General features: G+C 71.4%; 10 protein-coding genes. 3 read left to right on the top strand and 7 right to left on the bottom strand.

Annotation, left to right across the window (positions count from 1 at the left end; translation table 11 throughout):
• Positions 1–147: 147 nt before the first annotated feature.
• Together ACFZBU_RS31380 and ACFZBU_RS31375 are read left to right on the top strand one after the other, a co-directional pair.
• Entirely contained in the window at positions 148–4,134 is a 3,987-nt protein-coding gene (locus ACFZBU_RS31380; RefSeq protein ID WP_391587075.1) for a discoidin domain-containing protein, read from the top strand.
• 198 nt (positions 4,135–4,332) lie between these two features.
• A complete protein-coding gene (locus ACFZBU_RS31375; protein ID WP_391587074.1) occupies positions 4,333–4,731 on the top strand; it encodes a hypothetical protein in 399 nt (132 codons plus the stop codon).
• Positions 4,732–5,350: 619 nt separating this feature from the next.
• Here ACFZBU_RS31375 and ACFZBU_RS31370 read toward each other — a convergent pair.
• Both ACFZBU_RS31370 and ACFZBU_RS31365 read right to left on the bottom strand, forming a co-directional pair.
• A complete protein-coding gene (locus tag ACFZBU_RS31370) occupies positions 5,351–6,712 on the bottom strand; it encodes a sensor histidine kinase (protein ID WP_391587073.1) in 1,362 nt (453 codons plus the stop codon).
• Between the two features lie 146 nt (positions 6,713–6,858).
• Positions 6,859–7,536, bottom strand: coding sequence for a response regulator transcription factor (locus ACFZBU_RS31365; protein WP_391587072.1), 678 nt, complete (start codon positions 7,534–7,536; stop codon positions 6,859–6,861).
• Between the two features lie 86 nt (positions 7,537–7,622).
• Between ACFZBU_RS31365 and ACFZBU_RS31360 the strand changes: the two genes are divergently transcribed.
• On the top strand, positions 7,623–8,192 hold the full coding sequence (locus ACFZBU_RS31360) for a hypothetical protein (RefSeq protein WP_391587071.1): 570 nt from the start codon (positions 7,623–7,625) through the stop codon (positions 8,190–8,192).
• Positions 8,193–8,235: 43 nt separating this feature from the next.
• On the opposite strand, the gene ACFZBU_RS31355 is transcribed toward ACFZBU_RS31360, so the two are convergent.
• The 5 genes from ACFZBU_RS31355 to ACFZBU_RS31335 all read right to left on the bottom strand — a co-directional run bounded on the left by ACFZBU_RS31355 (position 8,236) and on the right by ACFZBU_RS31335 (position 12,856).
• Positions 8,236–8,793: a type 1 glutamine amidotransferase domain-containing protein gene (locus ACFZBU_RS31355; protein ID WP_391587154.1), complete on the bottom strand. Its 558-nt coding sequence runs from the start codon at positions 8,791–8,793 to the stop codon at positions 8,236–8,238.
• Between the two features lie 270 nt (positions 8,794–9,063).
• Positions 9,064–9,738, bottom strand: a complete 675-nt coding sequence (locus ACFZBU_RS31350; protein ID WP_391587070.1) for a hypothetical protein — start codon at positions 9,736–9,738, stop codon at positions 9,064–9,066.
• A gap of 30 nt (positions 9,739–9,768) precedes the next feature.
• A complete protein-coding gene (locus ACFZBU_RS31345) occupies positions 9,769–10,458 on the bottom strand; it encodes a lactate utilization protein C (protein WP_391587069.1) in 690 nt (229 codons plus the stop codon).
• Positions 10,455–12,119, bottom strand: a complete 1,665-nt coding sequence (locus tag ACFZBU_RS31340; RefSeq protein WP_391587068.1) for a lactate utilization protein B — start codon at positions 12,117–12,119, stop codon at positions 10,455–10,457. The genes ACFZBU_RS31345 and ACFZBU_RS31340 overlap by 4 nt, the downstream gene beginning before the upstream one ends.
• Positions 12,116–12,856 (bottom strand): (Fe-S)-binding protein, encoded by a 741-nt coding sequence (locus ACFZBU_RS31335; protein WP_391587067.1) that lies wholly within the window; start codon positions 12,854–12,856, stop codon positions 12,116–12,118. Before ACFZBU_RS31335 ends, ACFZBU_RS31340 begins: the two co-directional genes overlap by 4 nt.
• Positions 12,857–12,900 lie beyond the last annotated feature (44 nt).

Genomic DNA, 12,900 nt, shown 5'->3' with positions numbered 1-12,900 from the left:
CCTCGAACCTCCGGGACCTCCGGGACCTCCGGGACCCCGGGACCTCCCGGACGAGCCTTCGGATCGAACCTCCCGACAAGCCAACCTCCGAATCGAACCTCCCGGGCACGTCCCCTCCCCCGCGAGCGAACAGAACAGAGGATTGCGATGAGGACGAAACCACCGGCACCGAGATCGGCCATCACCACACTCGCAACCGGCCTACTGGCGCTGGCCGTAGCCGTCGGGCCCGCCGGCGCCACCACGTCGGCCACAGCCGCCGGGCGGCCCCGGAGCGCCAGTTCCGCCGTCACCGCCGTAGCCGACGGCGACCAGGAGACCTACTGGCAGGGCGCCGGCACGGCGTTCCCCCAGGCCGTCCAGGTCGACCGAGGGCGCAGCACCCGGATCGACGGTGTGGTGCTCAAGCTGCCCCGCCACTGGGCCGCGCGCAGTCAGACGCTGGCCGTGCAGGGCAGCGAGGACGGCGCGAGCTTCAAGACCGTCGTCGGCCGGGCGACCTACACCTTCGAACCCGCCTCGGCGAACACCGTCCGGATCCGCTTCCCGGCCACCCTGGCCAGGTTCGTCCGGCTCGACATCACCGCGAACAGCAAGGCATCCGCCGCACAACTGGCCGAACTCGACGTGGAGACCGCAGCCGAGTCGTCCACCAACCTCGCCCTCGGCAAAACCCTGACCGCGAGCAGCGCCGACTCGCCCTACACCGCCGCCAATGCCGGCGACGGCGCACAGGCGAGCTACTGGGAGAGCACCAACAACGCGCTGCCGCAATGGATCCGGGCCGACCTCGGGGCATCGATCCCGGTGAACAGGGTGGTGCTCAAGCTGCCCGCCGGCTGGGAGCGCCGGACCCAGACGCTCTCCCTCCAGGGCAGCACCGACGGGACGACCTACACCGACGTCCTCGCCTCGGCCGATCGGGTCTTCGACCCGGCAGCCGACAACACCGTCACGCTCGCCTTCGACCCGGTGACCACCCGATACCTGCGCGTCCGGGTCACCGCCAACACCGGTTGGCCCGCCGCCCAGGTGTCCGAATTCGAGATCTACGGCCCGACCACCGGCGACACCCGACCCCCCACCGCGCCCACCGCACTGGCCTACACCCAGCCGGCCCCGGGGCAGATCCGGCTCACCTGGGCCGCCGCGACCGACGACGTCGGGGTGACCGGCTACGACGTGTACGCCGACGGCGTGCTGCGCGGCACCGTCGCCGGCAGCGTGCGCAGCTACACCGACACCCAGCCGGACACCGCGACGGTGAGCTACCACGTGGTGGCCCGGGACGCCGCCGGCAACAGCTCGCCGAACAGCGACACGGTGACCCGGACCGGTACCGGCGGCGGCACGAACCTGGCCGTCGGCAAGCCGATCACCGCGTCCTCCACGACGCAGAACTTCGTCGCCGCGAACGCGAACGACGGCAGGACGAACACCTATTGGGAGGGCAACGATTACCCCGACACGCTGACCGTGGCACTGGGTTCGAACGCCGACGTCAGCGCCGTCGTGGTCCGACTCGACCCGGATCCGGTCTGGGGCCCGCGCACCCAGACCATCGAGGTGCTCGGCCGGGAACAGAGCGCCGGTGCCTTCGGCACCCTGGCCCCGGCGGCCGTACGCAACTTCGCGCCCGGCTCCGGCGGCAATGCCGTGACCATCCCGGTCACCGGCCGGGTCGCCGATCTGCGCCTGCGGATCACCACCAACTCCGGTGTGCCGGGCGGCCAGGTGGCCGAGTTCCAGGTGATCGGCGTCCCCGCGCCCAACCCGGACCTCACCGTCACCGCACTGACCGCGAGCCCCGCCGCGCCGGTGGAGTCCGACCCGATCACGCTGTCCGCGACGGTGCGGAACATCGGTCCGGTCGCCGCCGGCGCCACCACGGTCGACCTCTACCTCGACGGCACCCTCGCCGGCACCGCCCGGGTCGGCGCCCTCGCCGCCGGCGACCACACCACCGTGTCCGCCACCATCGGCACCCGTCCGGCCGGCAGCTATACACCGAGCGCCCGGGTCGACCAGGCGAACACCGTGATCGAACAGAACGAGGCCGACAACGCGTACACCGCGCCCGGTCCGGTCCTGGTCACCCCCGTGCCCAGCTCCGACCTGGTCGCCTCGGCCGTCGAATGGACCCCCGACAGTCCGGCGGCCGGCAACCCGGTCGCCTTCACGGTCACGCTCAGGAATCAGGGCACGGTGGCGACCGCATCCGGCGCGCACCCGGTCACGCTCACCGTGACCGATGCCGCCGGCGCCTCCGTGCGCACCCTCACCGGCACGTACACCGGCGTACTCGCCCCGGGCACGAGCACCCCGCGGATCCCGCTGGGGAGTTGGCCCGCCGCGGACGGTACGTACACCGTCACCACGGTGATCGCCCCGGATGCCACCGAACTCCCGGTCAAACAGGGCAACAACACGAGCACCCGGCCGCTGTTCGTGGGCCGGGGCGCGCATCTGCCCTACGACATGTACGAGGCCGAGGACGGCGTGTTGGCGGGCGGCGCGGCGGTGGTCGGCCCGAACCGGGTCATCGGCGACCCGGCCGGCGAGGCATCCGGCCGCAGGGCGGTCACCCTGAACTCCACCGGCAGCTCGGTCGAGTTCACCGCCCGTGCGGACACCAACACCCTGGTCACCCGATTCTCCATTCCGGACGCCCCGGGCGGGGGCGGCATCGACGCCACGCTCGACCTGTACGTGGACGGCACGTTCCGCAGGGCCGTCAACCTCACCTCGAAGTACGCCTGGCTGTACGGCAACGAGGCCGGCCCCGGCAACTCCCCCGGCGCCGGCGGCCCTCGGCACATCTACGACGAGGCCAACGTCATGCTGGGGACCACCGTGCGCGCCGGCAGCCGAATCAAACTGCAAAAGAACGCCGCCAACACCACCACCTATGCCATCGACTTCGTCAACCTGGAGCAGGTCGCCCCGATCGCGAACCCGAACCCGGCGACCTATGCCGTCCCGGCCGGCTTCTCCCAGCAAGACGTGCAGAACGCGCTCGACCGGGTCCGGATGGACCCCACCGGCACGCTGGTCGGCGTCTACCTGCCGCCCGGCACGTACCCGACCGCAAGCAAGTTCCAGGTGTACGGGAAGGCGGTCCGGGTGGTCGGCGCCGGCCCCTGGTTCACCAGGTTCGAGGCACCCACCACACAGGAGAACACCGACGTCGGCTTCCGCGCCGAGGCGTCCGCGAACGGCTCCTCGTTCACCGGCTTCGCCTACTTCGGCAACTACACCTCGCGAATCGACGGCCCGGGCAAGGTGTTCGACTTCGCCAACGTGTCGAACATCCTGATCGACAACGTCTGGAACGAACACACCGTCTGCCTGTACTGGGGCGCCAACACCGACGGCATCACGATCCGCAACACCCGGATCCGGGACACCTTCGCCGACGGCGTGAACATGACCAACGGCAGCACGGACAACCACCTCGACAACATCGAGGCCCGCTCCACCGGGGACGACAGCTTCGCGCTGTTCTCCGCGATCGACGCCGGCGGCGCGGACGAGAAGAACAACGTGTACGAGAACCTGACCTCGATGCTGACCTGGCGAGCGGCCGGCGTCGCGGTCTACGGCGGCTACGCCAACACGTTCCGCAACATCCGAATCGCGGACACCCTGGTCTACTCCGGCATCACCATCAGCTCGCTCGACTTCAACTACCCGATGAACGGCTTCGGCACCGAACCGACCGCCTTCGAGAACATCTCCATCGTCCGCGCAGGCGGCCACTTCTGGAACGGGCAGGTCTTCCCGGCGATCTGGCTCTTCTCCGCCTCGAAGATCTTCCAGGGCATCCGGGTGAGCGACGTGGACATCGTCGACCCGACCTACGGCGGCATCATGTTCCAGACCAACTACGTGGGCGGCCGACCGCAGTTCCCGGTCGCGGACACCGTCTTCACCGACATCTCGATCACCGGCGCACATCGCAGCGGCGACGCCCACGACGCCAAGTCCGGGTTCGGCATCTGGGCCAACGAGCTACCCGAACCCGGCCAGGGCCCCGCGGTCGGCTCGGTCACCTTCAACGGTCTACGGATGAGCGACAACGTCCAGAACATCCGCAACACCACGTCGACCTTCACCATCACCATCAACCCCTGACCACACACCCGGTGCCGCCGAGGCCCTCCCGCCCCGGCGGCACCGTCCCACCCGCTCATCCCCTCGACGATCAAGAATCGGTAACGGGTCCGTACCGATGTTGGGGCTCCGTTCACCCACCGAAAACCCTGCCGTCGAGTCGTGCACGCCGGCTCCGGACAGGCTCTACGGATCGCCGATGCCCTGGAGAGCCGTCCCATGCACCCTGACCGCGAAGCCCGATCGCTCCCGATGCCCACCCCGGCGCACCCCGGGCCGGGCCTGGCCGTGACGTCCGTCACCGGCAAGGCGAGCGAACTCGGCCGCCCCGACGGCCAGGGCCCGTGGTGGGCCACCGCAACCGCCGAGATCACCACCACGAGCGGCAACCCGGTCGCCGGCGCCTGGGTCACCGCCGAGGTCCGCTCCGACGGCCACACCCTGAAGCACTTCGGCCTCACCCGCCGCGACGGCACGGTCGACTTCGGTATCCCCGTGTTGTGGAGCAACGACGCGACGGTGACCGTGACCACGGTCCGCCACCTCGAACTCCCCTACCACCCGGCCCTGTCCACCGCCCACGAGGTCCGCATCAAACGCCCCCGACACAACGCCTGACGCCCGACCGGGCGCACCGCTTCGCCGCATCCACGCCCCTGCGCCCCGGGCATCGGCGCTTCACCACCCTCGCGAGTCGGCAGCAGAGTCGCCCAATAAAAAAGCCCGACCCGAGAGTTTTCGCTCTCGGGTCGGGATGCCGTCGTGCCCCGGGTGGGGGTGGGGACACGAGCGGCCGGGGATGCGAGATCCCCGAACGGCTACAGACCCTGGGGGGGATTGGGCTGCGCCTGGGCCACTCGGAAAGGGGGGAGTCCCGTTGGTTCCGAATGGACCGTCGTTCTGAAGGCTAGTGAAAACCGTGGCCGAAGAACACCTGTCGACCCGACCGGATTCGGCCCGAGGCAAGGGTTTAAGGCGCACTTAAGGGTCGATCGGGTTCGCGGTACCGGGCGGCACATGCGCGGTGACTCACAGTGAGAAGATCCCCGCATTCAAGCACTCTCCCCCGCAGTCGAACCAAGGTCGGGACGCCCGCAAACCGGGACTCGAACCGAACAACTAACCAGTCGGCAGGCCGACTCCGAACCGGCCGCCGACCACCGACAGAGCAACCCCGAACCGTCGCCGAACCAGCCCGGCCCGCCTCCGTGCCGCTCCCGAACCAGCCCCCGCCCACTCACCCGACCCCCATCCGTCGTCGACCCCGCCCACCCTTCCCCGCCCGCCGACTGCGCCGGACGACCGCCTCCGTGCGCCCGCCGCCCAGTCGCACGCTGATCTCCGCGCCCCCCAGCACCGACCGCCCCAACCCGACCTCCCCACCCGTGGCCTCGGCAAGGCGCCGGACGATGTCCAGCCCCAGTCCCGTGGAGCCGTCGCCGCCCTGCCCGTGCCCGCGCCGCAGCGCGCTCTCCGGATCGGCGATCCCCTGGCCGCCGTCGGCCACGAGCAGGATCACCGCGTCCCGACCCGAGTGCAGGGTGACCGAGAACGGCACGCCCTCATCCGTGTGCCGGAACACGTTGCCCAGCATCGCGTCGAGCCCGGCCGCCAGGTCGCCCCGGGGCACCGGAACCCGCACCGGCTGCTCCGCGCCCACCAGTTGCCACGGTCGGTCCTCGTCCTCGGCCAGCGCCGACCAGAAGTCCATCCGCTCGCGCACCACTTCGGCCGCGTCGCAACCCACCGCCTCGATGCTCGCGCTCGATCGCCTTGCCGTTCGGATCAGTTCGTCGACCTCGCGCTCCAACTGCGCCACCGCGTTCCGGGTCTGTTCCGCCACCGGGTCCTCGCCCAACGCCGCCGCGTTCAACCGCAGCGCGGTCAGCGGAGTGCGCAGCCGATGCGACAGGTCGGCGGCCATCTCCCTTTCGTTGGCCAGCAGTTGTTCCACCCGATCCGCCATCGTGTTGAACGAGGTGGCGGCTTCCTGGAGTTCGGAGGGGCCCTGCGGCGCGATCCTGGCCGCCAGGTCGCCCGTACCCAGCGAACGGGCCGCCGCGGCCAGTCCCCGCGCCGAGCGCACCACCTGCGCACCGAGCCGGTCGGCGACCACCACGGAGCCGCCCACCAGCACCACCGCCACGCCGGTGAGCACCATCCAGGCGGTGTTGACGCCGTTCTCCAGATCGCCGTCCGGGACGTACACCTCGATCACGGTGATCCGCCCCTGGTCCAACAGCAGCGGTTGCAACAGCGCCCATCCGCCGCCCGCCCGGACCCGGAACGAACGTGCCGACTCCCGCGCGGTGGCCACACTGCGCTCGCCGGCCCGCGGGCGACCCAGCACCGAACCGTCCGGCAGATGGATCGCGATCCGGCCGCCGGAACCGGCCGGCACGCTCGCGATCGCCGGTTCCAGCGCCGCCCGGTCGGTGGTGATCACCAGCGCCGGCTGCAACGCGGCGGCCTGCCGCTCGGCGTCGGTGAACGTACGGTCCGCGGCGATCTCCCGGATCACCAGGACCAACGGGATCAAGAACGCCAGCGCGACCATCGTGGTGACCGCCAGCGAGACCCGCACCAGCGTTCCCCGCACCCCCTTCGGCGCCCGGGGCGGCTTGCTCTCCCGACCCGCCGAAGCCTGCGCTCGACCCCCCGAGGCCTGCGCCCGGCCGGCCGTACGCGAACCCGCCGACCCGTCCCCGCCCGACCCGGCCCCCGCGTCCGAGCCCGACGTCGGCCTCACGCCGGCGGCTCCAGTCTCACCCCGACACCCCGCACGGTATGCAGATACCTCGGCTCCCGCGCCTTCTCCCCGAGCTTGCGACGCAGCCAGGACAGGTGCACGTCGATGGTCTGGTCGTCACCGTACGACTGGCCCCACACCTCGGCAAGGATCTCCCGTCGCGGCACCACCGTCCCGGCCCGCGCGGCCAGGAACGCCAGCAGGTCGAACTCGCGCCGGGTCAGCTCCAGCTCCCGCCCGTCCAGGTGTGCCTCACGGCGCCTGGTGTCGATCAGCAGTCCGCCGACCGTGAACACGTCCGGCGTGGTCCGCCCCCGCGCGCGGCGCAGCACGGCCGACAGGCGCGCGCCCAGGTGTTCGCCGGAGAACGGCTTCGTCACGTAGTCGTCGGCACCCGCGTTGAGCAGCCGGACCACCTCGGCCTCGTCGTCCCGGGCGGTCGCGATGATCACCGGGACGTCGGATATGCCACGCAACATCTTCAATGCCTCGGAACCGTCCAGATCCGGCAGACCGAGGTCCAGGATGACCACATCGAAAGGGTATTGGGCCACTTCGCGCAACGCTTCGAGAGCCGTTCCGACGCTGCGAACGGCGTGTGAGGACGACGTGAGATAGCGGATCAGCGCCGAACGTACGAATTGGTCGTCCTCGACCACGAGCACCTGTGCCATGGTTCGGAACCGTACCCGTAGTCTCCGATCCGGCCGGCCCGGGAGGCGAACACCGGGGCTGGAACAGAGGCTGGAGGACAGGGCTCGTGCGCAGAACCATCACATCGATCTCGGTGTGGCTCGCGGTCACCGCGATGGCCGTCGCGCTGTCCTGGTGGGGCGTGCGCAGTGTGCTGCGCGACACCGTGTTCCAGCCGCCGCGGGCACCGACCCTGGTCGCCGGGGACGAACCGCCGCCGACGATGAGTTCTCCGCCGCCGACATCGGTCGCACCGCAGGCCGGCGAGGCGCCCGACCTGATCTCCGCCATCAACCGCACTCCGCCGCCGACCTCCGCGCCCCCGTCGCCGTCCGCGTCCACCGCCCCGCCGTCGCCGAAGCCCGTGACGACGCCGGTCGTACCGCCGGCACAACTTCGGGAGGATCCACCGACTCCGGCGGTGCAGAGCTTCGAGGTGCGGGGCGGGCGGGCCTCGTTCCGGTATCAGGCCACGAGCGTGACGCTGATCGCCGCGACCCCGAACCCGGGGTGGTCGGTGAAGGTGTGGCCCGGCGACAAGTGGATCCGAGTGGACTTCGTCAGCAACCGGCGGACCTCGTCCGTGTTCGTGGTCTGGAACGGACACCAGCCGATCGCGTCGACCTACGAGGATTGAGCCATGAGGATCCGGCCCGCCGGGCCGGGGCGGATCGGCCGCGCTACCGGTTCTTCCCGACCCTGACGAACTCGGCGAATTCGGCGACGATCGCCTTGTCGAAGGCCGGCAGGTCGTCCGGCTTGCGGCTGGTGATCAGCGTGTTGGTGCCCGCCGTACACACCACCACCGCCTCGTCGACCCAGGTCGCGCCCGCGTTCTCCAGGTCGGTGCGCAGGCTCGGCCACGAGGTGAGTTGCCGTCCGCGCACCACGTCGGCCTCCACCAGGATCCACAACGCGTGGCAGATCGCCGCGACCGGCTTGCCCTCGGCGAAGAAGCGCCGGACGAACTCCACGGCCTTCGGCTGCGTGCGCAGGAAGTCCGGGTTGGCCAGACCGCCGGGCAGGACGAGCGCGTCGAAGTCGCCGGATCCCACCGCGTCGATTCCGGCGTCCACGTGGAACGCGTCGGCCCGGTCGAGGTGGGCGAAGCCCCGCGCCTCGCCGGCCTTGGTGGAGATCAGTTTCGGCAGGCCGCCGGCCCGTTCCACGGCCTGCCACGGCTCCGTCAGCTCCACCTGCTCGAAGCCTTCGGGGGCGACGAGAAACGCCACGCTCAGACCCTGAAGCTCGGATGCCATGCGGCACATCCCTCCGTGCGGTGCGGCGGCAACGGTTGCCTCGGGACCGCCTGCCCTACCGGCCGCACGACAAACGCAGCACGGGCACGACACCGGACGGAAAACCGAACCGGTCTGTCCGGTCCGCGGGCCCGACCACATCCGCAGCCCGATCGCACCCGGACCGGGCCGATCCGACCCGACGCCCATCCGACCCGACGCCCGGCCCACCCCGCGTTCGAGCGCGCTCCGAACCCGCAGCCCGACCGGCTACAGGTCCTCGAGCACCTCGGCCGCCCTCGCCCGCAGCCCCCGAGCAGCCCGGGTCGCGGTGTTGTACGCCTCGTCGCCGCGTCCGTCGGCGAACGCGTTGGCCGCCTGGATCAGGCCCTGGGCACCCTTGAGCACGTCGACCGCCGCCGCGAGCAGCGCCTCGCCGCGCGCGTCCTGGCCGGCCTCGCCCGCCAGGTGGGCGAGCTGCTGGGTGAGCACGGTCAGCCGCATGTCCACGCCGCGGGCGCCGGACAGCGGGGCCGGCCGCGGATCGCGCACGCTCGGCACGCCCTGGCGCGGGGTCGGCACACCCTCCGGCGTCCCGCACAGCGGGCACACCTCGCCGAGCGCGAGCAGACCGCGCTCCGGGTGTCTGGGGCACGGCGCCGAACGCGGACGCGCGTCCGCCGCGTCCCGGGCCCGACCGCGCCGCCGCCGGTTCTCACAGAACAGGCACTTGTCCCGGGCGTCCTCGTCGACCGGGCCGTACGGGTGCTCGTTGCACAGCGTGGTCGGCGCGGGCGCGGCCAACTGGCCGAGGAGTCGGCGCGTGTTCGCCAGTTGTTCGGCGATCGCGTCGTATGCCTCGGGTGGGCTGGTGTTGCCCAGGAGGTCGACCATCTCCATCAGGTTCTTGGTCGAGCGGACGAGTGCCTTCGTATCAGGTGCCACGCCTATGGACTGTAAATGATCGGCGGGACATCACCGCACGATCAGGACTTCGAGGGTGCGCGGCCCGTGCACCCCCTCGACCCGGTTCAGCTCGATGTCGCTGGTCGCGGACGGGCCGGAGATCCAGGTCAGCGGTCGACCCGGGGCCAGCCGCTCCAGTGCCTGCGGCACGGACGCGACCACGTCCCGGGCCCGGACCACGCACAGGTGCCAGTCCGGCACCAGGGTCAACGCCCGGCGGCCCTGTCCCGGTCCCGCGTCGAGCACGATCGTGCCGGTCTCGGCGATGGCAACGGCGGCGCCGGTGAGCACGCCGTCCGCGGCGTCCAGGTCGGCGGTCGTGAGATGTGGGAGAGGATGCTCAGGCCTGTTATTAATAGGATCATCGGACAAATCACCGATCGATCCATACATCCAGCCGTCCGGTACACACACCCCCGCCGCGAGCCCCGCCGTCCATGCCGCCGGCAGCCCGGCCGGTGTCACCACCCGTCGCGCCCCGCGCCGTTCGACCGCCCCGGCGACCGCGTCCGCGAGCCCGCTCTCGGCGACCTCGTGGACGACCGCCCGGTAATCGCGCAGATGTTCGGCGAACAGTTCGAGCACGCCCTCGACCACGTGCGCCCGCGCGTAGTCGCGCGGGACCGGGAACACCTCGTCCCGCGGCACGTCCACCAGCGCCCGCCGCACCCGGTTCAGGATCACCTCGCGCGAACTCATCGCCCGTCCCCCTCGATCTCGTCGGCGCTGCCGCCGTCCCGGATCCGGGCGGCCTTGATCTCGATCCCGTCCGTCTCGATGCCGTTCGCCTCGATCCCGTCCGTGATCCCGTCTGCCCCGATCCCATCCGGTCGGCCGACCTCCGACCGGCCGACCGAGGCCGCCGGCGCCGGACCCGCCGGGTGTACGCCCCCCTGCGACGCGTCCGCGGGTCCGCTCCGCTCCCGCACCCACCAGTCCCGGAACGATTCCGCCGGCACCGCCGGGATCGACCGGCTGTCCGTCCAGGCCGCGCCCGGGCCGGGTGCCCGCTTGGGGATCAGCTTGCGCGAGCGGGCCGCGACCCGCTGTACCCGGCGCAGTCGCCCGGGGTCGTCGAGCACCCACTCGGCCGCTCGCATCGCCGCCTTCTCGGCCCGATGACCGCCGCCCTCGACCACCTTTTCGCGCAGATGCACCAGCACCTCGGGGATGTCGATCGCGACCGGGCACACCTCGTAGCACGCGCCGCACAGCGAGGACGCGTACGGCAGCGACGCGGTCTGCGCGTCCACCTTCCCGGTCGCGATGCCGCCCAGTTGCGGCACCAGGATCGCGCCGATCGGCCCGGGATACACCGACCCGTACGCGTGGCCGCCGGTGCGCTCGTACACCGGACACACGTTCAGGCAGGCCGAGCAGCGAATGCAGCGCAGCGCCTGCCGGCCGGTTCGATCCGCCAGCACGTCGGTTCGGCCGTTGTCGAGCAGCACCAGGTGGAAGTCCTGCGGGCCGTCGCCGGGCGTGACCCCCGTCCACATCGAGGTGTAGGGGTTCATCCGCTCGCCGGTCGAACTCCTGGGCAGCAGTTGCAGGAACACCTCCAGGTCGGCCCAGGTCGGCACCACCTTCTCGATCCCGACCACCGAGATCAGCGTGTCCGGGAGGGTCAGACACATCCGCCCGTTGCCCTCCGACTCGACCACCACGAGCGTGCCGGTCTCGGCGACGACGAAGTTGGCGCCGGAGACCGCGACCTTCGCGGACAGGAAGCGCTCGCGCAGGTGCCGGCGCGCGGCCTCGGCCAGCGCGGCCGGTTCGTCGGTCAGGCCGGCCGGTGCCGGCACGCCCCATTCGCCCATCTCGCGGACGAAGATCTCCCGGATCTCGGCCCGATTGCGATGGATCGCGGGGACCAGGATGTGCGACGGCAGGTCCTCGCCCAGCTGCACGATCAACTCGGCCAGATCGGTCTCGTAGGCCCGGATGCCCTCGGCGGCGAGCGCCTCGTTGAGCCCGATCTCCTGGGTGACCATCGACTTGACCTTGACCACCTCGGTCTCGCCGGTGGCCCGGACCAGGTCGGCGACGATCCGGTTGGCCTCGGCCGCGTCGGCGGCCCAGTGCACGGTGCCGCCGGCGGCGGTGACCGCGGCCTCGACCGCGAGCAGGTGTTCGTCGAGGCGGCGCAGCGTGCGGTCCTTGATCGCCGCGCCGGCCGCGCGCAGTTCGGCCCAGTCGGCGAGTTCGTCGACCACCAGGGCCCGCTTGTCCCGGATGGTGTGGGTGGCCTTGCGCAGGTTGTGCCGCAGTTGGGCGTCGCCGACCGCGGCCCGGGCCGCCTGCGGGAACGGGGGCATGCCGACGAAGGTGGCGCCCGTCGGCGGGACGGCCTTGCTCATGCCGGCTCCTTCTCGGTGGAGGCGAGGATCTCCGCGAGGTGCAGGACGCGCATCCCGGTGCGTTGACGGTCCATCAGGCCGCCGATGTGCATCAGGCACGAGTTGTCCGCCGCGCACAGCACCTCGGCTCCGGTGCCGGCCGCGTGCCGGACCTTGTCGGCGCCCATCGCGGTGGACACGTCCGGGTTCTTGACCGCGAAGGTGCCGCCGAAGCCGCAGCACTCCTCCTCGCCGGGCAGGTCGAGCAGTTCCAGGCCGCGCACCTCGCGCAGCAGCGCGCTCGGCCGGTCGCCGAGCTTCATCAGGCGGCGCGAGTGGCAGGTGGGGTGATAGGCGACCCGGTGCGGGAAGTAGGCGCCGACGTCGGTGACGCCGAGCACGTCGACGATGAACTCGGTGAGGTCGTACACCTTCGGGACCACCGCCGCGACGTCGGCGGCGAGGGTGGGGTCCTGGGCTCGGGCGGCGGCACGCGGGTGGTTGTCCCGGATCATCGCGCCGCACGACCCGGACGGGGTGACCACCGCGTCGTAGCCGGCGAAGGTGTCCGTGAACCGGCGGACCATCGGCTCGATCCGCGGGCCGTAGCCGGTGTTCCAGTGCATCTGTCCGCAGCAGGTCTGGGCGAGTGGGAAGTCGACCTCGCAGCCCAGTCGCTCCAGGAGGCGGACGACGGCCTGCCCCGTGCGGGGATAGAGGGTGTCGTTCACGCAGGTGATGAACAGCCCGACGCGCATGCGGGCGGCCTCCTCGTGGTGGGTGGGTGCGGATCGGGAGCCCG

The sequence above is a fragment of the Embleya sp. NPDC008237 genome, assembly GCF_042956465.1.
Lineage (GTDB): Bacteria > Actinomycetota > Actinomycetes > Streptomycetales > Streptomycetaceae > Embleya.
This window is presented reverse-complemented; position numbering and strand designations above follow the sequence as displayed.

Excerpts from the sequence above, each read along its gene's own strand:
- ACFZBU_RS31365 (WP_391587072.1), bottom strand. The coding sequence starts at position 7,536 with ATGGCACAGGTGCTCGTGGTCGAGGACGACCAATTCGTACGTTCGGCG.
- ACFZBU_RS31340 (WP_391587068.1), bottom strand. The coding sequence starts at position 12,119 with ATGAGCAAGGCCGTCCCGCCGACGGGCGCCACCTTCGTCGGCATGCCC.
- ACFZBU_RS31375 (WP_391587074.1), top strand. The coding sequence starts at position 4,333 with ATGCACCCTGACCGCGAAGCCCGATCGCTCCCGATGCCCACCCCGGCG.
- ACFZBU_RS31380 (WP_391587075.1), top strand. The coding sequence starts at position 148 with ATGAGGACGAAACCACCGGCACCGAGATCGGCCATCACCACACTCGCA.
- ACFZBU_RS31335 (WP_391587067.1), bottom strand. The coding sequence starts at position 12,856 with ATGCGCGTCGGGCTGTTCATCACCTGCGTGAACGACACCCTCTATCCC.
- ACFZBU_RS31345 (WP_391587069.1), bottom strand. The coding sequence starts at position 10,458 with ATGAGTTCGCGCGAGGTGATCCTGAACCGGGTGCGGCGGGCGCTGGTG.